Here is a 20356-nt window from a genome sequence, read left to right on the forward strand (position 1 = left end):
AGTTATTGCCATGACACTCAACGGATGGATCCAGATCCTCATCTTCTGCGGGATCGTCATTTTACTCGTCAAACCGCTCGGCGCCTATATGACGCGCGTTTTCGGCGGTGAGCGCACCCTGCTGTCGCCGCTTCTTGTGCCGGTCGAGCGCGGCCTCTACCGGCTGTCGGGCACCAGCGAGCAGGAAGAGCAGCATTGGTCGAGCTATGTCTTCGCCATGCTCCTCTTCAATCTCGCAGGCTTTGTCATTCTCTATGCGCTGCAGCGGTTTCAGGGCGTCCTGCCGTTCAATCCCGCCGGGATGACGGCTGTCGGACCCGAGCTTTCGTTCAACACGGCCACCAGCTTCGTCGCCAACACCAACTGGCAGAACTATGGTGGCGAAAGCACCATGTCCTATCTCGTGCAGATGGCCGGTCTGACGGTGCAGAATTTTGCGTCCGCCGCAACCGGCATGGCCATCGCCGTAGCGCTCATTCGCGGTTTCGCGCGCGCATCGGGCAAGTCTATCGGCAATTTCTGGGTCGATATGACCCGTGCAACGCTCTATATCCTCCTGCCGCTCTGCATTCTCCTGACGCTCGCCTATGTGTATCTCGGCGTGCCGCAGACACTTGGTGCCTATGTAACGGCAACCACGATCGAAGGTGCGCAGCAGACCATTGCGCTTGGCCCGGTTGCCTCGCAATTGGCGATCAAGATGCTCGGCACCAATGGCGGCGGGTTTTTCAATGCCAATTCCGCGCATCCGTTTGAAAATCCGGACGCGATCTCCAACCTCATCCAGATGGTGACGATCTTTGCCATCGGTGCCGGTTTCACCAACGTGTTTGGCCGCATGGTCGGCAACCAGCGCCAGGGCTGGGCGATCTTCGCCACGATGGGCGTGCTGTTCCTGGCCGGCGTAACGGTGACCTACTGGGCGGAAGCGGCAGGCAACCCGCTCGTCCATGCCATCGGCCTCGACGGCGGCAATATGGAAGGCAAGGAAGTCCGCTTCGGCATTGTCCTGTCGTCATTGTTTGCCGTCGTGACGACGGCCGCCTCCTGCGGCGCCGTCAATGCCATGCACGGTTCCTTCACGGCCTTGGGCGGCCTCATCCCGCTGATCAACATGGAGCTGGGCGAAGTCATTGTCGGCGGTGTCGGCGCCGGTTTCTATGGCATCCTGATGTTCGTCATCCTCACCGTCTTCGTCGCCGGCCTGATGGTTGGCCGCACGCCGGAATATCTCGGCAAGAAGATCGAGGCCAAGGAAGTCAAGATGGCTGTTCTCGCCATCCTCATCCTGCCCGCCACCATGCTCGGCTTCACCGCCGTCGCCGTCCTCTTGCCCACTGGCGTGGCTTCGATTGGAAATCCCGGGCCGCACGGCTTTTCGGAAATCCTCTATGCCTATACGTCGGCTGCCGCCAACAACGGCTCTGCCTTCGGCGGCCTCACCGGCAATACGCCCTGGTACAATATCACGCTGGGTATCGCCATGCTGATGGGCCGGTTCCTGGTGATCATCCCCGCGCTTGCCATTGCCGGTTCGCTGGTGATGAAAAAGACGGTGCCGGCTTCGGCAGGAACGTTTCCGACCCATGGTCCGCTCTTCGTTGGCCTTCTGTGCGGCGTCATCCTGATCGTCGGCGGTCTCACCTTCTTCCCGGCGCTGGCGCTCGGACCGATTGTCGAGCACCTGGCAATGATCTCCGGCCAGACCTTTTAAGGTGCCGCCATGAACCGCTTGTTCCAGCAGAAGTTCAAAAGGCTCCTCAATCCTCGTGACGGTGATCCGCCGCGAGCAGCCGCCCCGCAGGCAACCAGCATCATTATCGCCTTCATGCTGGTCCTGCTGGTACTCGGCGGTCTTGCCCACGCTTTTACCGAATTGTTCCACGGCTGACGCGGTCGCCGTGATGTCACACACACATGAAACTGGAGTTCTCTGATGAGCCAGTCCAAATCTGCGAGCCTGATGGACTCTCGCATCCTCATTCCGGCGATCGGTTCGGCTTTCGTCAAGCTTGATCCGCGCACGCTGGCCCGCAACCCGGTTATGTTCGTCGTTGCCGTCGTCTCGACGCTGACCACCGTCCTCTTCCTTCGCGATCTCGCGACCGGCGGCGAGGGTCTCGGCTTTTCGCTGCAGCTCAATATCTGGCTGTGGTTCACGGTGCTCTTTGCCAATTTCGCCGAAGCCGTCGCCGAAGGCCGGGGCAAGGCGCAGGCGGAATCGCTGCGCAAGACCCGCACCGAAACCCAGGCCAAGCTTTTGAGCGGAACCGATCTGAAAAGCTTCAAGATGGTCTCCGGTACAAGCCTCAAGGTCGGTGATGTCGTCCTTGTCGAAGCCGGCGATATCATTCCCTCCGATGGCGAAGTCATCGAAGGGGTCGCCTCCGTCAACGAAGCGGCGATCACCGGCGAATCCGCGCCCGTCATCCGTGAATCCGGCGGCGACCGTTCCGCCGTCACCGGCGGCACGCAGGTCCTGTCCGACTGGATCCGGGTGCGCATCAGTGCTGCTGCCGGCTCCACCTTCATCGACCGCATGATTGCGCTGGTCGAGGGTGCCGAACGCCAGAAAACGCCGAACGAGATCGCGCTCAACATTCTCCTTGCCGGCATGACCCTGATCTTCGTTCTGGCCGTGGTGACGATCCCAAGCTTTGCCACCTATGCCGGCGGTTCCATTCCGGTGATCGTGCTTGTCGCCCTGTTCGTGACCCTGATCCCGACGACGATCGGCGCGCTGCTCTCGGCCATCGGTATTGCCGGCATGGACCGTCTGGTGCGGTTCAATGTGCTCGCCATGTCCGGCCGTGCCGTCGAGGCCGCCGGCGATATCGATACGCTGCTGCTCGACAAGACCGGTACGATCACGCTCGGCAACCGCCAGGCCACAGAACTTCGCCCGGTCTCAGGCGTGTCGCAGCAGGACCTTGCCGATGCAGCCCAGCTGGCGTCGCTCGCCGACGAAACGCCGGAAGGCCGCTCCATCGTCGTGCTCGCCAAGGAGAAATACGGCATTCGCGCCCGTGATATGGCGCAGCTGCATGCGACCTTTGTGCCCTTCACCGCGCAGAGCCGCATGAGCGGTGTCGATATCGAGGGGTCGTCGATCCGCAAGGGCGCCGTCGATGCCGTGCTGAGCTATGTGAGCAGTCTGAACGCTGCGGGACGCCCCGAGACCGTCCGCGAAATCCAGGCGATAGCCGACGAGATCGCCAAATCCGGCGGCACGCCGCTGGCCGTTGCGCGCGATGGCCGCCTGATGGGCGTCGTCCACCTGAAGGATATCGTCAAGGGCGGTATCCGCGAGCGCTTTTCCGAACTGCGCCGCATGGGCATCCGCACGGTGATGATCACCGGCGACAACCCGATGACGGCAGCCGCGATTGCGGCCGAAGCCGGCGTCGATGATTTCCTTGCCCAGGCAACGCCGGAAAACAAGCTGTCGCTGATCCGCGAGGAACAGGCCAAGGGCAAGCTTGTCGCCATGTGTGGCGACGGCACGAATGACGCGCCGGCGCTCGCCCAGGCCGATGTCGGCGTGGCGATGAACACCGGTACGGTCGCCGCCCGCGAAGCCGGCAACATGGTCGATCTGGATTCGGACCCGACCAAGCTGATCGAGATCGTCGAGATCGGCAAACAACTCTTGATGACCCGGGGCGCGCTGACGACGTTTTCGATCGCCAATGATATCGCCAAGTATTTTGCCATCATCCCGGCCATGTTCCTGGCGTTCTATCCACGGCTCTCGGCGCTGAACATCATGGGCCTTGCCTCGCCGCAAAGCGCCATCCTGGCGGCAATCATCTTCAACGCGCTTGTCATCGTCGCGCTGATCCCGCTGTCGCTGAAGGGCGTTAAATACCGCGCCGTTGGTGCCGGTGCGCTGCTGTCGCGCAATCTGCTCATCTATGGCCTCGGCGGCGTCATCGTGCCCTTCATCGGCATCAAGGCCATCGATATGGCCATCACAGCCCTTGGTCTCGTTTAAAGGAATAGTCCCATGCTGAAACAATTGCGGCCCGCGTTGGTCATGATCGTTGCCATCACCATCATCACCGGCCTTGCCTATCCGCTCGGCATGACCGGCATCGCCCAGGCTTTGTTCCCGCATCAGGCGGGTGGCAGCCTCGTCGAAAAGGACGGGACCGTTATCGGCTCCGCGCTGATCGGTCAGGCCTTTACCGGCGAAACCTATTTCCATGGCCGCCCCTCCGCTGCCGGTGACGGCTATAACGCCGCTTCCTCCAGCGGTTCCAATCTCGGCCCGACCAACCCGAAGCTCCTCGACCGGATCAAGGCCGAAGCGGACGCATTGAAAGCCGCCAATCCCGGCGCTGCCGTGCCGATGGATCTGGTTACGGCCTCCGGCAGCGGTCTGGATCCGCACATCACGCCGGAAGCCGCCTATTTCCAGGTGCCGCGCGTTGCGAAGGCGCGTGGTCTGGATGAGGCCAAGGTCCGTGCGCTGGTCGATCAGGCCGTCGAGGCCCGCGAACTCGGTATACTCGGCGAGCCGGCGGTCAATGTCTTGGCGCTGAACATGGCCCTTGATAAAGCTGTCTAGCCAGGTTTGCTGCCTGGCAGCGCCCTGCAATGCAGAGCTGCTGCGGGCTAATCTGATTGACGGCACAGGTCCCAAATCCTCTGGGCTTTTGGGACCTGTGCGCTATGGTCGAAAGCGGCATTATGCCGCTTTTCGGCATTGATAAGGAAAGACGAACGCGCATGCGGGACGATGTCCGCGATATGGCTGGAAGACCGTCTCCCGATGCCCTGTTGCAGCGGGCGCAGCAGGAAACACGCGGCCGCCTGAAAATCTTTCTGGGTGCAGCGCCCGGCGTCGGCAAGACCTATGAAATGCTCACATCCGGCCATGCCAAGCAGGCAGATGGCGTCGATGTGGTCATTGGCGTTGTCGAAACGCATGGCCGCAAGGAAACGCAGGCGCTGGCGGATGGGTTCGAGGTCATCGCCCGCACGACGATCGACTACAAGGGCCGCCATCTCGAGGAAATGGATATTGATGCCATTCTCGCCCGCCGCCCCGGTCTCGTTCTCGTCGATGAACTGGCCCACACCAATGCGCCCGGTAGCCGGCATCCAAAACGCTACATGGACGTGCAGGAGCTTCTGGCGCGCGGCATCGACGTCTATTCGACGCTCAACATCCAGCATGTCGAAAGCCTGAACGACGTCGTCGCCCAGATCACCCGTATCCGTGTGCGTGAAACCGTTCCCGATTCGATCATCGACCGGGCCGACGATATCGAGATCATCGACCTGACGCCGGAAGACCTGATCAAGCGGTTGCATGACGGCAAGGTCTATATTCCAAAGACAGCGCAGCGGGCGCTGGAAAACTATTTTTCGCCGGGAAACCTGACGGCCCTGCGCGAACTGGCGCTGCGCCAGACCGCGCAGCGGGTGGACGAGCAGCTTTTGACGCATATGCAGGCGCATGCGATTTCAGGTCCCTGGGCCGCCGGCGACCGGGTGCTGGTCTGCGTCGATGACGCGCCGCGCAGCGCATCGCTGGTGCGTTATGCCGCCCGTCTTGCGGACCGCCTGCGCGCGCCGTTGGTGGCGCTGCATGTGGAAACGGCGCGGTCGATCCATCTGTCGGAGACCGCACGCGACCGCATCGCCGCGACTCTGCGGCTGGCCGAGCGGCTGGGTGCCGAAGCGCTAACGCGGCCGGGCTCAGACGAGGCCGAGGAGATCGTCCGCTTCGCCGCGTCCAGCAATGTCACCCATATCATTGCCGGTACGCCGAAAACCTCCGGCTGGCGCGAATGGCTGCACGGCTCGGTGACCACCCGTCTGATCCGGCGTGCCGGCAATATCAGCGTCCATGTCATCGCCGGGGACGACCGCGAGGGCGAATCTGTTGCAACCGGCGTCAAGACGGCGCCTGCACCGGCCCAATTCAAGTTCCGGCCCTACAGCCTGGCAACGTTTTACGTCGGCTGCGCCTTGGGCGTCGGTTTCCTGCTCGACCAGTCCCTCGACGTGCGCAACATCGCGCTGGTGTTCCTGATGGCCGTTTTGACCACGGCCGTGACGGAGGGGCTGAAACCCGCCCTTTACGCCAGCGTCGTCAGTGCCGTGTGCCTCAATTTCTTCTTTTTACAGCCGCTCTACACGTTGGATATCAGCGATCCCGACAGCGTCGTCGCATTCATTCTGTTCTTCATCGTTGCGATCATCGCCAGCAACCTGACGGCCAGCGTCCAACGGCAGGCCGCCGCCGCCCGGCTGCGGGCGCGCACCACAGAAGATCTCTATCTGTTCAGCAAGAAGCTCGCAGGCACCGGCACGCTGGACGACGTGCTCTGGGCAACCGCCTTTCAGCTCGCGTCCATGCTGAAGGTGCGGGTCGTTCTCCTTCTGCCGGAAGACGGCACGATTGCCGTTAAAGCCGGCTATCCGCCGGACGATACGCTCGACGACGCCGATATTGCCGCTGCCCGCTGGGCCTGGGAGCACAATCGCGCCGCAGGCCGCGGTGCCGATACGCTGCCGGGCGCCAAACGCCTCTATGTGCCCTTGCGCACCGGCCGCGCCGCCGTCGGTGTCATCGGTCTCGACAATGACCGGCAGGGCCCGTTGCTCAGTCCGGAACAGCAGCGGCTGCTCGATGCGCTTGCCGATCAGGCGGCCCTTGCCATCGAACGCGTGCAGCTGGTTGCCGATGTCGATAATGCGCGGCTGGTCGAGGAAGCCGGGCGTCTTCGCTCGGCACTGCTGACCTCGATTTCGCATGATCTGAAGACGCCGCTTGCCGCCATCATGGGCGCCGCCGGTACCTTGCGCGATTATCAATCGGCTTTGCCGGAGGAAGACCGTGCCGAGCTTTTGACCACGGTGACGGACGAATCCGAGCGGCTGAACCGGTTCATTGCCAATCTGCTCGATATGACCCGGATCGAATCCGGCGCCATGGAGCCGAATGCGGCCTTCCATTATACCGGCGATATCGTCGGCAGCGCGCTGGCAAGGGCACGCAAGATCCTGGCCGCTCATCACGTCGATGTCGATGTTCCCGCCGATCTGCCGATGATCAGGGTCGATCCGGTTTTGTTCGAGCAGGTGCTGTTCAACCTGCTCGACAATGCCGCCAAATATGCACCGGAAGGCTCGACCGTTGGCGTTCGCGCGGAAAGCAGCGGAGAGCGTATCCTGATCCGGATTTCCGACGAGGGGCCGGGTATTCCGCAGGGTGATCTGGAACGGGTCTTCGATACGTTCTACAGGGTGCGCAAGGGTGATCACGTGCGGGCCGGAACCGGGCTTGGCCTTTCCATCTGCCGGGGTTTCGTCGAGGCAATGGGAGGAACCATCGCTGCGGAAAATCGCGCCGGCCGGTCCGGTGCTGTCTTTACCATCAGCCTGCCACTGCTTACGGATGCCCCCAACCTCAAGGACATGAAATGACGGTGTCAGCAGTAAAAATCCTTGTTGTCGATGATGAGCCGCCGATCCGCCGGCTGCTGCGCGTCGGTCTGGCAACGCAGGATTATGCCGTCAGCGAGGCCGGCAACGGCAAGGCGGCGCGCGACAGCGTCAAGGCCGATCTGCCCGACCTGATCCTGCTCGATCTCGGCCTGCCGGATATGGCCGGCCATGATCTGCTGCGCGGCTGGCGCGAGGAGGGCCTGACGCTGCCGATCGTCATCCTGTCGAGCCGGACCGACGAGGCGGGGATCGTGACGGCGCTGGAATTGGGCGCCGATGACTATGTGACGAAGCCCTTCGGCATGAACGAACTGGTGGCGCGCATCCGCGTCGCGCTTCGCCACCGCCTGCAGCAGCAGGGGGAAAAACCACTGTTCCAGACCGGCGGCCTGTCGGTCGATCTGGTCAAGCGCATCGTCAAGGTCGATGGCCGCGAGGTCAAGTTGTCGCCGAAGGAATACGATATCCTGCGTATGCTAGTGCAGCATGCGGGCAAGGTGCTGACGCACAAGTTCCTGCTGAAAGAGGTCTGGGGCAATGCCGACGATGTGCAGTATCTGCGCGTCTATGTGCGCCAGCTGCGCCAGAAAATCGAGCTGACGCCGGACCAGCCGCAGTACATCACCACCGAAACCGGCGTCGGATACCGGCTGCGCGAAGCAGACCTTTAGCCGGCTTATCTTTAAGGACTGTTGCGGGTCAGCCAGTTGCGCAGAACGGTGATGCCTTCGGGCATATGCAGGCGGCCAAAGCCGACGCGGAGGCAATTCTCCGGCACCGGTGTCAGCTCCGAATGATAGACGCTCGACGGCAGGAAAAACACGCCTGCCTCCTCTACCGCGCGCCGTGCAAATTCCTCGACGCCTTCCGGCCCCTTGTAGCGGATGAACGCCACGCAACCGCCATCCGGCTCGCGCCAGTCGAACAGATGCGGGAAATCGCTAAAAAACCCGTTCCATTCCGCAATATTGGATCGCACGATCGCTCGCGTGCGGGTCAGGATCGTGTCGCGGTTCTTCAGCCCGATGCGGGCCAGAACCTCGGATGGAGCGGAATTGCAGATCGACAGGAAGTGTTTGTAACGCTCGCACCGTGTCAGGAATTTCTGATCCTTGCAGGCAAGCCAGCCGATGCGCAGGCCCGGCAGGCCATAGGCTTTCGACATGACATTGAGCGAAATCCCCCGCTCATAGGCATCGACCGCCTGCGGCAGGCGCAATGCCTCGTCCTTCTCGATCAGCCGGTAGACTTCATCGCTGAACAGCCAGATGCCATGCTTGCGGCAGATCTCGATGAGCGCATCGAATGTCGCGCGCGGCAGGATCTTGCCCGTCGGATTGTTGGGAAAGTTGATAGAGATCAGCTTTGTATTCGGCCGGATCGCGGCTTCGATCTTGCTGAGGTCAAGGTTCCAGTCATCGTCGATATCGAGGGCCACGCCCGTGACCGCACAGATGCTCAGCGGCAAAGTTTCGGCGGCCTGGTAATTGGGGGTGATGACGATAGCATGGTCATCGCCAGTCAAAAGCACCTTCATCGCCACATAGATCGCCTCTTCCGCACCGGCAAAGCAGATCAGTTCATCAGGCTGGACCGTATCGTAGGTTCGCGCAATTTCCTGCCGGAGCGCCGGCGCGCCAAATGTCTCGGTATAGCCCAGGCTGAGCGTCTCGAAATCTTCGCGGTCCTCGTCGCTCGCCATCGCCAGAAGGTCGGGAAGGCGCATGCTTTCGGCATCCGAGGCCGTCATGTTGTATTTTGCCGTGAATTCCCATTTCGACATGGAGGTTTCGAGCACGAAATCGCGCATCGGCTTGTTCATTGCGGCTCTCCTTGCGGGGCGGCGTCCTGTTTCAGGCGGATCGCGCCAAGACGGTTGTAGATCGTGGCTCTCGACAGTTTCAAAATCTCGGCGACATAGGGAACGGCCTTGCGGATGGCAAAGACGCCGCGTGTTTCAAGACGTGCCAACAGGCCGTCCACCTCGGAGCCGGTCAGCCCCGCAAGGCTCGTCCGGTGTTCTGTCAGAAATTCCCCGATCACCGAATTGACGGCCTCGCGCCAATCCTGCGCCATCAGCGCGGACGTCTTCGGCAGGGGAGCGGCGATATCCATCATCGATTTCAGCTGGTCGAAGATGCCGGAAAACGCCTCGATATCATGATTGATGCAGAGGAGGCCGACCGGTTTGCCTTCTGTATCGCGCAGTACGGAAGTGATGGCCTTCAGCCTGCGGCCATCCCAGTTGGATTTGCCATAGGGGCCGATCACGTCCTCGTCGAGCGCCGATGCCAGTCCAGCCTCGTTGAGCGAGCTGTCTCCCGGCCGCCGCCGTGAAAAGGCATTGGCGATATGGAAGATAAAGCCGGTCTCAAGGTCGTGCAGAACCGCTTCCACATGCGGCGAAAACAGCGTGGCGATGGCATCGCAGACGGGAATGAAGGGCGTGAGCGGATGAGACATAACGCCTTATCCACTTGGATTGACAATTTGTCAATATTGACAAATTAAACAGTTATCGGCCGAAGGCAGCTTTGCCGGAATTGAGATGCCGTTGAAAGTCCGGATCGCGCTGCGATAATTTCTTGTGCAGGTGGACCATCATGCCGGCGGCAAAAAGCGGTGTCAGAAGGTTGAGAAGCGGCACGGCCAGAAACGCCGCAAGCAAGAGCCCACTCAAGAAAACCGTGCCGGAATGCTTGGCGCGAAACAGCCGGGCGTCTGCGGGCGAGCGATAGCGCATCGCGGCAAATTCGAAAAATTCCCGCCCGAGCAGATAGCCGTTGACGAGAAAGAACGCGATCAGATTGACGCCGGGGATTAACAGCAGGAAAAGCGCAATGATGTTGCCGATGATGATGACGCCAAGGAATTTCAGCGTGCCGGAGATGGCCTCGCCCAGCGGCAGGGGACGTCCCGCAGGCTCCTGGGGATAGTCGCGTTTCTCGACCACTTCGGCGACGTCATCGAGGAAAAAGCCGGCAATCAGCGCGGTGACGGGCGCAAGAAGCAGCGCCAGACCCAAAGCGAGCCCCAGACTGGCGAAAATCGTGACGATGAATGTCAGCCAGCCGGCCCAATCAGGCGTTCCCGGCAGAAGCGCGTCCAGCCATGGCAAAGCGAGATAGATGAACAGCTCGCGCAGCGCAAACCATAGCCCGACCAGCGCCAGAAGCGTCAGGCCCAGCATCTTCCAGAACACGGATCGCGTTTCCGGCGCGAAAAGATTGGCAAAGGAAAGCCGCGCCGCGTCGAGTATCATCCGGTATCTCCCTGCGCGCATGGTTGCCGCTGGATGCGCATGTAGGCGGGGGATCGGGGGTGGGCAAGGCCGTGGGAGCCGGAGGCTTTGAAAAGCCTGCGAAAATCATGTGCGGCGCCGCTGTTTGGACTGCCAAAACCGCCGCCGCGCCGTTATGGTGACGGTATCAAGCAGCTTTGGAGTGTCGGGACGATGGATGGAGTGGACGCAAACTTATCGGTGGCGGGCCTTTCGGTGCTGCTGCAGTCCGGCGCGCTCGATCCTGTGGAACTGGCAGAACGCTCTCTGGGAAAGATAGCCAGCTACGAAGATCAGGCTGTATTTACCGAAGTTCTTGGCGGGCGCGCCATTGCCGAGGCCAGGTCATCCTCTGCGCGTATCCGGTCGGGACGATCGCTCGGTTTGCTCGACGGCATTCCGATCGCCTGGAAGGATCTGTTCGATACGAAAGGCGCTGTAACGACCGCAGGCTCGGCCGTTCTCGCCGGTCATCCGCCCGCAACCGCCGATGCCGACGTGGTCGAAGCCCTCGGCAGCGCCGGTATGGTCTGCCTTGGCCGCACCAATCTCAACGAATTCGCCTTTTCCGGCATCGGCATCAATCCGCATTACGGCACACCGCACAACCCTGCATCCCGCGATGTGCCGCGCATCCCCGGCGGCTCGTCGGCCGGATCCGGCGTCGCTGTGGCGGCCGGGCTGGTTCCGGTGGCGATCGGCACCGATACCGGCGGCTCGATCCGCATTCCCGCCGCCTTCAATGGCATTTTCGGCTATAAGGCAACGCGCGGGCGGTATTCCATGCGCGGCGTCTTTCCGCTGGCCAAGAGCCTCGATTCGCTCGGGCCGCTTTGCCGCTCGGCCACGGATGCCATCTGGATCGATGCCGCGATGCGCGGGCGTACCGCACCCGATATTGGCCGGTCCGAATTGAGCGGTCTGAAACTCGTCATTCCCGAAACCATCGTTTTCGACGATGCCGAGCCGGAAGTCGTCGCCGCATTCGAGGCTGCGGTATTACGGCTGGAAAAGGCCGGCGCCCGCGTCCGCCGCCGCGCCTTCCCGATTTTTGCCGAGATTTTCGAGATCGGCGCGCGCCACGGCGCACTGGCCGCAGCTGAGGCGTTCGCGCTTCACAAGGCCCGGCTGGAGGGGCCGGAGGCGGCGCGCATGGATCAGCGCGTCGTCGCCCGCACCCGGCCGGGCGAAAAGATCACGGTGGCGGATTACATTGCCATTCTCGATGCGCGCCAACGGCTGATCGCCGCCTTCAGCGACGCCCTGGAGCCCGGCGAGCTGCTTATCCATCCGACCGTGCCGCATGTAGCACCACCAATTGCACCGCTGCTGGCCGATGACGAGCTGTTCTTCAAGATCAATGGCCGGACCCTGCGCAACACCTCGATCGGCAATTTCCTCGATGGTTGCGGCGTCTCGATCCCCTGCGGCACCGGCGCGGCCGGCATGCCGGTCGGCTTGTTGATCTCCGGTCAGAGGCGTCAGGACGAGGCGCTGCTGTCGGCCGCCCTTTCGGCAGAAGCCGTCATTCGCGGTGATGCATGATCGTCTGCTTCGACATCGGCGGCTCGGCCATCAAGGGCGCCGTAGCCCATACGCCGGACCAAATCCTGCCGCTTGGACGCCGCGTCACACCGCTCGATGATTTCACTGCCTTCGTCGATACGCTACGCGATGTCATCGCTGAAGCCGGCGAAGAGCCGGACCGCATTGCCATGTCGATCACCGGCGTCGTCGATCCGGAAACGCAGGCGATCAAATGCGCCAATATTCCCTGCATCGATGGGCGCACGCTGGGTGCGGAGCTTTCCGCATTGCTCGGCCTGCCGGTTCTGATTGCCAATGACGCGGATTGTTTTGCCCTGGCCGAGGCCGGTGCCGGTGCCGGGCGCGGTTACCGGATCGTGCTTGGCGCCATCCTCGGCACCGGGGTCGGCGGTGGTCTGGTGGTCGATGGCCGGCTCATCAATGCCGAGGGCGGTTTTGCCGGCGAATGGGGCCATGGGCCTGCGGTTGCTGCGATGGCCGGTACGCCCCCCGTCGCGATCCCGGTGTTTGACTGTGGTTGTGGCCAGCGCGGCTGCGTCGATACGATCGGCGCCGCCCGTGGCATGGAGCGTCTGCACCTGACCCTGCATGGCAAGCGCCTGGAGAGCCACGAGATCACCACGCTCTGGCAAAACGGCGATGCGCAGGCGGCCCGCACCATCGATGTGCTGGTCGATCTCATCAGTTCGCCGCTGGCGCTGACGGTCAATATTACCGGTGCGACGATCGTGCCGATCGGTGGCGGTCTTTCCAATGTGACGCCGCTGATCGCCGCGATCGACACGGCCGTGCGTGCACGGATTCTGCGGAAATTCGACCGGCCGCTCGTCGTTCCCGGCGAATGCCGCATCGAGCCCGGCCTGATTGGCGCTGCCATTCTCGGCCTGGCGGGAGAGACAAGATGAGCCATATTCTTCTCGAAGTCTGCGTCGAGGATGCACCGGGCCTAAAGGCCGCAATCGATGGCGGCGCCGACAGGATCGAATTGTGCTCGGCTCTCTCTGTTGGTGGGCTCACGCCGTCGCCGGGCCTGATGGTGCTGGCGGGAAAGGCTGACATCCCGGTCTATGCGATGATCCGGCCACGGCCGGGGGATTTCGTCTTCGATGCCAGCGACATCGCTGTCATGCGCGTTGAAATCGATGCGGCCCGGGCAGCCGGTCTGGCCGGTGTCGTCTTCGGCGCAAACCGGCTGGACGGAGCCTTGGACAAAGAGGCGTTGAAAGAACTGGTGGATCACGCCCAGGGCCTGGGGCTGACCTTGCATCGCGCCTTCGATCTGGTGCCGGATTTCGCAGATGCGGTCGAAACAGCGGTGGATCTCGGTTTCGAGCGTATCCTCACATCAGGCGGCGCAAAACGGGCTCCCGATGGTATCGATCATCTGGCTGCGATCATCAAACATGCCAGGGGCCAGATCTCGATCATGCCGGGATCCGGCGTCACGCTGGAAACCGTCGGCGAACTTTTGTCACGCCTATCCGTGACAGAAGTTCATTCGTCCTGTTCGGTGGAAAAGCCGGCTCGCGATGCAAGGCTGGTCTCGCTCGGCTTCGTGTCGGCCAGTGCCAGGCAAACGGATGCGCAGATGGTGCGGGCATTGAAGGCGCGGCTGGTGGCCGCGCCTTGATGGCGTTACGCCTGGAAAACGCGTGTTCCGCCAATCCAGGTCGAGGCCATGCCGAGGCTTTCGGTCAAAAGCACGAAATCGGCGTCGAGGCCGGGTAACAATCTTCCCTTGCGGGCGGCGACCCCTGCAGCATCGGCAGGATAGGCAGACGCCATCCGCAGCGCCTCATCCAGCGGCAGATTGAGCTTTTCATGGGCAAAGCGCACCGAGGCCAGCATGTCGATGTCGGCGCCCGCCAGCGTGCCGTCGGCCAGCGTCAGACGGCCGCCCTGGCGGAAGATTTCGCGGCCATTGAGAAGAAAGCTGGTCTGGTTCGATCCGATCGTCGACATCGCATCGGTGACGATGAAGATGCGGCCCGGTCCGGTCTTGGCCCGCAATGCGATGCCCATGGACACCGGATCGACATGGAAGCCATCGGCAATGATCCCGGCATGCAGGCTGCCAATATCTAGAGCCGCCCCGACAACGCCCGGTTCGCGATGGCCAAGCGGGCTCATCGCGTTGAACAAATGGGTCACAGTGCGCGCACCCGCCGCAGCATAGCCGGCAATGGTCGCATAGCCGGCATCGGTATGGCCAAGGCTGACGAGAAGACCGGCGTCCGCGAGCGCCTTGACCTGCGCTTCCGTGGCGTTTTCCGGCGCAACGGTCACCATCATCGCATCGAACACCCCGGCGCAGGACAGCATCGCGTCGAGATCGGCCTGATCCATCGGCCGGATCAAAGCCGGATCATGCGCGCCTTTGCGGGCGACCGAGAGATGCGGACCTTCGAGATGAAGCCCGAGGAATCCGGGTACCTTTTCAGCCTTCGCCTGCTTGCCGCCTGCAATCGCGCGCGCGCGGATGTCGAACGTGTCGGTGATCAGCGTCGGCAACAGGGCGGTAGTGCCGAATTTCGCGTGCGCCGCGCAGATGGTGCGGATGGCATCGGCGTCCTGCCGGTCGTTCAGCATCACGCCGCCGCCGCCATTGACCTGCAGGTCGATGAAGCCGGGAACCAGCAGCTGGTTGTCGGCTGCGATCGTTTCGGTTCCGGCAGGCAGATCGCTCTGTGGCAGGATGCCCGTGACCACGCCGCCGTCCAACAGCAGGGCCTGGCCATCGTGCCAGAACAGGCCGTCGAAAATCCGCGCTCCGGTGATAGCTGTCCGTGCGTTCATCTCGTTTCCGTCACCTTCTTGAGTGCGACGGGCGCATCCGGGTTCAGTCCGCGCGACCGCGACCAGGATTCGACAAAGCCGTAGAACGGAATGATCAGCGCCAGCGCATCGGTGATCGGATGACCGGTGGCAACGAATGGAAGGGTCTTCGTCGCCTTGGCCTGGTCGGATGTGACGAAAGCCAGTGCGCCCTTGGCGCTCAGGCCATCGAGAATGCCGGCGACCGAGCCTTCCGCCGCATCGCGCGCGGCAAGACCGATGACCGGAAAACGCTTTTCCACTAGCGCCACAGGCCCATGCAGCACCTCCGCCGCCGAATAGGCTTCGGCATGCATGCCGGAGGTTTCCTTGAATTTCAGTGCCGCTTCGCTGGCAATGGCCAGCGCCGGGCCACGGCCAAGCACGAACAGCGATTCCGCATCGCCAAGCTCGTCGGCAAGCGGCTGCCAGTCGAGCTTCACGGCCTTTGCAAACTGCGCCGGAAGATCGGCGACCGCGCGCTGCAGAGAAGCGTCCTGCGTCCATTCACTGAGAACGGCAAGGCCGGCCACGATCGAATTGACATAGGACTTGGTGGCGGCAACGGCGATTTCCGGTCCGGCGAGAATATCGAGCGGATGGGTGCTGGCCTCGGAAATCGGCGAGGGCAGGGTATTGGTCAAAGCGATGGTCACGGCGCCTGCCTTGGTCGCAGCCTCGGCCATCGCAACGATATCCGGGCTCTTGCCGGATTGCGAGATGGCGATCGAGGCGGCGCCCTGAAGCTGCATCTTCGCGCCGTAAATCGAGGCGAGCGATGGACCGAGCGAGGCGACGGGGCGTCCCGTCGAAAGCTCGATCGCATATTTCAGAAACAAGGCGGCGTGGTCGGACGAACCGCGGGCAATCGTTACGAAAAAGGCCGGGTCTTTGGCGCGCAGTGCCGCCCCGGTTTCCTTGACCGCAGCCTTGGATTGCTCCAGCAGGCGGGCTGCCGCTTCCGGGATTTCGTTGATTTCGCGCCGCATATTGGTTTGCATGGTCATGTGTCTCTCTTAACTGGGCTTAACTGGGCCGCTCTCAGGAATCCGACAAAGTCAGTTCAGCGACGAAATCATAGGCATCGCCCCGGTAGAGCGAGCGGGTGAATTCCACCACGCGACCGGAGGCGAGGTAGGAAATGCGTTCGATCGACAGGCTGGCGGAGCCGGCGGGAACGCCGAGCATCGCCGCATCCGGATCCTTCAGGCTGCAGGCGGAAATGCGCTGCACGGCACGCACCGGCCGCGATTTTGTCTTGTCGAGTTCCGCATAAAGCGAGGTGCCGACGCGGATCGGGTCCGGCAGGAACTCCGTGGAAATGCTGGCCCGCTCGATCGCCAGCGGCAGGTCGTCGGCGATGCGCAAACGGCCGAGCCGCGCGACGAGCGCATCGGCGGGCAAGCCAAGCACCATCATTTCATCGGGGGACGGGTGATGCAGTCCGCGCTCGATCCATTGCGCCGTGGTCACCAGCCCCCGGCGTGACATGTCCTCGGTAAACGAGGTCAGCCGCGACAGCGACTGCTGGACGCGGTGTACCGGCTTGACGACGAAGGTGCCGGAACCGTGGCGGCGCACAAGCAGGCCATCCCGGACCAGATCATCGACCGCCTTGCGCACGGTGACGCGGCTGATGCTGGCATAATCGGCCAGATCCCGCTCCGGCGGCAGCGCGTCGCCATGATTGAGCTTGCCCGAAAGAATAGCCTCTTCCAGCGATTGCCTGAGCTTGAGATAGAGCGGACCGGACCCTCCGGCCTGCAGGCCGTCCAGCGGCAAAATCGCTTCGAGATGCTGGGTCATGCCGCAAATCCCGCTGCAAAGCGCTTGGCCGCCAGGGCGACCGAGCCCGTCAGGGCGTCGGCTTCCGGCTCCACGAACAAAGGCTGATGCCGCGCGGCCAGCCACGGGCGGTAGATCGGCGCCAGTCCGCCCAAAAGGCAGAGCCTGCGGCTGCCCTGCGCCACGACGGCGTCGAGCGCCTCGTCGATTGTCTGTGCATTGCTGCGCAAAAGCGCGATCGCGACGGGATCCTGACGGCTTGCATGGTCGAAAACCCAGGGCGCAAATCGGCCGAACTCGCCGGGACGCGCGGCGCGGGCAAATTCCACGACCTCGCGCGGATCATTGTTGAATTCAGCCATCACCGCCTCGGTCAGCGGCGAGGAGGGATGGATGCGGTCGAAGGCAAGGACGCTTTCCTGAAGCAGCGCGTGACCAAGACGTGCGCCGCTGCCGAGATCGCCGATCTGGAAACCCCATCCGCCGATATAGCGGATCGCGTCACCCTGACGGGAGATATAGATGGAACCGGTCCCGAGAATGGCCACCGCACCGTCCTTGTCACCAAGCGCGCCCTGCAGCGCGATCAGCCCGTCGGATTCGATATCGGCCTTGGCGAACGGCAGGCGCTCCGTCACATAATGAACCGCATCGCCGACATTGCTGCCGGCAACGCCGACCAGGGCGCAAGCGGAGCCAACTTCGCCAGGGGCAATATGGGCGTCTTCGAACGCAGCCGTGGCCGCGCCGACAATATGGGCAAGCGCATTGTCGGGATCGGTCAGAATATTGGCAGCACCGCTCTTGCCGCGTCCGAGGATACGCCCATCGGCGCCCGCTACAGCCGCGCGGCAACTCGTGCCTCCGCCGTCAATTCCCAGAATGTAATGTGGCATCGATACCTCCGGGAAAAAGGATACCAAAAAAATACCATTTACCAAGTGGATTTTGGTCTTGAATTGGATTTATCGTCTAATAGACTGAAATAGCTAGATCATTTCAAAAATAAAAACTTTTCTTCAGCCGGAAGTTAATTTTTCCTAGACAATTGGTATTTTTTTGGCATTAATTTGCGCAGAGGAGATTGATCGTATGCCGTCAGCGAAGACCGAAGAGCGCCATGACAAGGCGATGGGACTGGATGTGATGCATCCGGCACTGGCCCTTCGCCTGCTTGCGTCCGGCCAGCAGGCTGCGGCAAAGGTCGTTGATTCCGCGATCGAGCCGATCGCGGCTGCCGCAGAGATCGCTGCATCGGCACTGTCCGGTGGCGGCCGCCTGGCCTATGCCGGGGCCGGCAGTTCGGGCCTGATGGCCATGGCCGATGCGTTGGAGCTGCCCGGTACCTATGGAATAGCGCTCGACAAGGTGGTGGTGCTTCTCGCCGGCGGTGCCGCGAGCCTGAGCGATCTTGCCGGTGGTTACGAGGACGATATGGAGCTGGCGCGCAGGGATGTGCGCGAGGCCGGGATCGGGGCTGGCGATTGTCTGATCTCGGTGTCCGCTAGCGGCTCCACGCCCTATGCGCTGGCCGCTGCCGATGAAGCCCGTGAACGCGGCGCCAAGGTCATTGCCATGGCCAACAATCCGGGCGCGCTGCTCTTTCAGAATGCCGACATCGCCATCCTCCTGCAGACGCCGCCGGAAGTGATTTCCGGATCGACGCGCATGGGCGCGGCCACCGCGCAGAAGATCGCGTTCAACATGTTTTCGACGCTTGTCGGCATCCAGCTCGGCCATGTCTATGACGGACATATGGTCAACCTGAAGGCCGACAATGCAAAACTGCGCGGCCGTGCCGTCCGCATCGTTTCCGATATTGCCGGGATCGGCGCAACGGAGGCAGGCCGCCATCTCACGGCATCGTCGGGTTCGGTCAAGATCGCCATTCTTCTGGGCTCCGGGGCCAAGGATGTGGCTGCTGCGGAAGCGGCGCTTGCCGAAGCTCATCAAAACTTGCGCCGCGCCTTGTCTCTTGTCGCGGCAGATTGAAACCAAGGGTTCTAAAACCGCGCCAAAAATGGCGCATCATGAGGGAGAACGTAATGACCCGCACTACCTTGAAGGGCTTGCTGCTCGCATCCAGCATCCTCGGCTCCGCCGGGCTTGCGCATGCTGAAGACGTCACGCTGACGATCGAGAGCTGGCGCAATGACGACCTGGCCATCTGGCAGGAAAAGCTCATTCCGGCTTTCGAAGCCAAGAACCCGGGCATCAAGGTCGTCTTCGCGCCGACCGCGCCGACCGAATATAATGCAGCGCTGAATGCCAAGCTCGACGCAGGCTCCGCCGGTGACCTCGTCACCTGCCGCCCGTTCGATGCCTCGCTCGAACTCTACAACAAGAAACATCTGGCTGATCTGACCGGTCTCGCCGGCATGGAGAACTTCTCGCCGGTCGCCAAGTCCGCCTGGACGACGGACGATGGCGCAGCAACGTTCTGCGTGCCGATGGCCTCGGTTATCCATGGCTTCATCTACAACAAGGATGCCTTCGACAAGCTCGGCATCGCCATCCCGGTCACGGAAGCCGATTTCTTCGCGGCTCTCGACAAGATCAAGGCCGACGGCACCTATATCCCGCTCGCCATGGGCACCAAGGATCTCTGGGAAGCCGCGACCATGGGCTACCAGAATATCGGCCCGACCTACTGGAAGGGCGAGGAAGGCCGCGCTGCCCTGATCAAGGGCGAGCAGAAGCTGACCGATGCCGATTGGGTCGAGCCCTACAAGGTTCTTGCCAAGTGGAAGGATTACCTCGGCGACGGTTTCGAAGCCCAGACCTATCCGGACAGCCAGAACCTCTTCACGCTCGGCCGCGCTGCGATCTATCCGGCCGGCTCGTGGGAAATCGGCCTGTTCAACACGCAGGCCGAATTCAAGATGGGTGCTTTCCCGCCGCCGGTTAAGGCTGCAGGCGACGCCTGCTACATCTCCGACCACAACGACATCGGCGTTGGCCTGAATGCCAAGAGCGCGCATCCGGATGAAGCCAAGAAGCTTCTCACCTGGATCGCCTCTCCGGAATTCGCCGACATCTATGCCAACTCGCTGCCGGGCTTCTTCAGCCTGAACTCGACACCGGTAAAGATGGCCGATCCGCTCGCACAGGAATTCGTCTCCTGGCGCGAAAAGTGCAAGCCGACCATCCGCTCGACCTACCAGATCCTGTCGCGCGGCACCCCGAACCTCGAAAACGAGACCTGGGTTGAATCGGCCAACGTGATCAACGGCACCGATACGCCGGAAGTCGCTGCCGAGAAACTCCAGAAGGGCCTCGACAGCTGGTACAAGCCTGCCAAGTAAGAAAGTCACCCTCCCCTTGAGGGGGAGGGTCGGCACATCGTGCCGGGGTGGGGTGACCTTTTGTTTCGGCAATGGATCACCCCCACCCGCGCGTTCCGCGCGACCTCCCCCTCAAGGGGGAGGTATTGCAGACGCAAGCGCACCGAACGCAAAATCGTGTAAT

At 62.2% G+C, this 20356-nt stretch carries 18 protein-coding genes; 11 read left to right on the forward strand and 7 right to left on the reverse strand.

Translation table 11 applies throughout. The annotated features are described in order from the left end of the window. The first annotated feature begins 10 nt into the window (after positions 1 to 10). From kdpA to ASD32_RS09570, 6 genes are all read left to right on the forward strand, one after another. Entirely contained in the window at positions 11 to 1714 is a 1704-nt protein-coding gene (gene kdpA, locus ASD32_RS09550) for a potassium-transporting ATPase subunit KdpA (RefSeq protein ID WP_060637807.1), read from the forward strand. Positions 1715 to 1723: 9 nt separating this feature from the next. Further along, positions 1724 to 1891 carry a hypothetical protein gene (locus ASD32_RS29510; RefSeq protein WP_156383126.1) on the forward strand — a complete coding sequence of 56 codons (168 nt, stop codon included), beginning with the start codon at positions 1724 to 1726 and terminating at the stop codon, positions 1889 to 1891. A 45-nt stretch (positions 1892 to 1936) separates the two neighbouring features. After that, positions 1937 to 3994, forward strand: a complete 2058-nt coding sequence (kdpB, locus tag ASD32_RS09555; RefSeq protein WP_060637808.1) for a potassium-transporting ATPase subunit KdpB — start codon at positions 1937 to 1939, stop codon at positions 3992 to 3994. 12 nt (positions 3995 to 4006) lie between these two features. Further along, the gene (gene kdpC / locus ASD32_RS09560) at positions 4007 to 4570 is read left to right on the forward strand and encodes a potassium-transporting ATPase subunit KdpC (protein WP_060637809.1); all 564 of its coding nucleotides are present in this window, start codon (positions 4007 to 4009) and stop codon (positions 4568 to 4570) included. 161 nt (positions 4571 to 4731) lie between these two features. Continuing rightward, positions 4732 to 7440: a sensor histidine kinase KdpD gene (locus tag ASD32_RS09565; RefSeq protein ID WP_060638140.1), complete on the forward strand. Its 2709-nt coding sequence runs from the start codon at positions 4732 to 4734 to the stop codon at positions 7438 to 7440. Next, positions 7437 to 8132: a response regulator transcription factor gene (locus ASD32_RS09570; RefSeq protein WP_060637810.1), complete on the forward strand. Its 696-nt coding sequence runs from the start codon at positions 7437 to 7439 to the stop codon at positions 8130 to 8132. Before ASD32_RS09565 ends, ASD32_RS09570 begins: the two co-directional genes overlap by 4 nt. 11 nt (positions 8133 to 8143) lie before the next feature. Here the strand turns inward: ASD32_RS09570 and ASD32_RS09575 are convergent, their stop codons facing one another. From ASD32_RS09575 to ASD32_RS09585, 3 genes are read right to left on the reverse strand one after another with little or no spacing between them, the layout of a single operon-like run. Then, a complete protein-coding gene (locus ASD32_RS09575; protein WP_060637811.1) occupies positions 8144 to 9283 on the reverse strand; it encodes an aminotransferase class I/II-fold pyridoxal phosphate-dependent enzyme in 1140 nt (379 codons plus the stop codon). Further along, complete coding sequence (locus tag ASD32_RS09580; protein ID WP_060637812.1) at positions 9280 to 9924, reverse strand: PAS domain-containing protein; 645 nt, start codon at positions 9922 to 9924, stop codon at positions 9280 to 9282. The genes ASD32_RS09575 and ASD32_RS09580 overlap by 4 nt, the downstream gene beginning before the upstream one ends. Positions 9925 to 9976: 52 nt before the next feature. After that, on the reverse strand, positions 9977 to 10723 hold the full coding sequence (locus ASD32_RS09585; RefSeq protein ID WP_060637813.1) for a sulfate transporter family protein: 747 nt from the start codon (positions 10721 to 10723) through the stop codon (positions 9977 to 9979). A gap of 192 nt (positions 10724 to 10915) precedes the next feature. Between ASD32_RS09585 and ASD32_RS09590 the strand changes: the two genes are divergently transcribed. The 3 genes from ASD32_RS09590 to ASD32_RS09600 are packed head-to-tail and all read left to right on the forward strand — an operon-like array spanning position 10916 to position 13919. Further along, a complete protein-coding gene (locus ASD32_RS09590) occupies positions 10916 to 12286 on the forward strand; it encodes an amidase (protein ID WP_060638141.1) in 1371 nt (456 codons plus the stop codon). Further along, on the forward strand, positions 12283 to 13194 hold the full coding sequence (locus tag ASD32_RS09595) for an ROK family protein (protein ID WP_060637814.1): 912 nt from the start codon (positions 12283 to 12285) through the stop codon (positions 13192 to 13194). Before ASD32_RS09590 ends, ASD32_RS09595 begins: the two co-directional genes overlap by 4 nt. Further along, a complete protein-coding gene (locus ASD32_RS09600) occupies positions 13191 to 13919 on the forward strand; it encodes a copper homeostasis protein CutC (RefSeq protein WP_060637815.1) in 729 nt (242 codons plus the stop codon). The genes ASD32_RS09595 and ASD32_RS09600 overlap by 4 nt, the downstream gene beginning before the upstream one ends. A 5-nt stretch (positions 13920 to 13924) precedes the next feature. Here the strand turns inward: ASD32_RS09600 and nagA are convergent, their stop codons facing one another. From nagA to ASD32_RS09620, 4 genes are read right to left on the reverse strand one after another with little or no spacing between them, the layout of a single operon-like run. Further along, positions 13925 to 15085: an N-acetylglucosamine-6-phosphate deacetylase gene (nagA, locus tag ASD32_RS09605; RefSeq protein ID WP_060637816.1), complete on the reverse strand. Its 1161-nt coding sequence runs from the start codon at positions 15083 to 15085 to the stop codon at positions 13925 to 13927. Next, positions 15082 to 16104, reverse strand: a complete 1023-nt coding sequence (locus ASD32_RS09610; RefSeq protein ID WP_060638142.1) for an SIS domain-containing protein — start codon at positions 16102 to 16104, stop codon at positions 15082 to 15084. The genes nagA and ASD32_RS09610 overlap by 4 nt, the downstream gene beginning before the upstream one ends. A gap of 40 nt (positions 16105 to 16144) precedes the next feature. Continuing rightward, entirely contained in the window at positions 16145 to 16909 is a 765-nt protein-coding gene (locus ASD32_RS09615) for a GntR family transcriptional regulator (protein ID WP_060637817.1), read from the reverse strand. Then, positions 16906 to 17784 carry an N-acetylglucosamine kinase gene (locus ASD32_RS09620; RefSeq protein WP_060637818.1) on the reverse strand — a complete coding sequence of 293 codons (879 nt, stop codon included), beginning with the start codon at positions 17782 to 17784 and terminating at the stop codon, positions 16906 to 16908. Before ASD32_RS09620 ends, ASD32_RS09615 begins: the two co-directional genes overlap by 4 nt. A 196-nt stretch (positions 17785 to 17980) precedes the next feature. On the opposite strand from ASD32_RS09620, the gene ASD32_RS09625 reads away from it, so the two are divergent. Together ASD32_RS09625 and ASD32_RS09630 are read left to right on the forward strand one after the other, a co-directional pair. Then, positions 17981 to 18880: an N-acetylmuramic acid 6-phosphate etherase gene (locus ASD32_RS09625; RefSeq protein WP_060637819.1), complete on the forward strand. Its 900-nt coding sequence runs from the start codon at positions 17981 to 17983 to the stop codon at positions 18878 to 18880. 53 nt (positions 18881 to 18933) lie between these two features. Continuing rightward, positions 18934 to 20193 carry an ABC transporter substrate-binding protein gene (locus ASD32_RS09630; protein WP_060637820.1) on the forward strand — a complete coding sequence of 420 codons (1260 nt, stop codon included), beginning with the start codon at positions 18934 to 18936 and terminating at the stop codon, positions 20191 to 20193. The last annotated feature ends 163 nt before the right edge of the window (positions 20194 to 20356 follow it).

The sequence above is a fragment of the Rhizobium sp. Root483D2 genome (assembly GCF_001426685.1).
Lineage (GTDB): Bacteria > Pseudomonadota > Alphaproteobacteria > Rhizobiales > Rhizobiaceae > Pararhizobium > Pararhizobium qamdonense.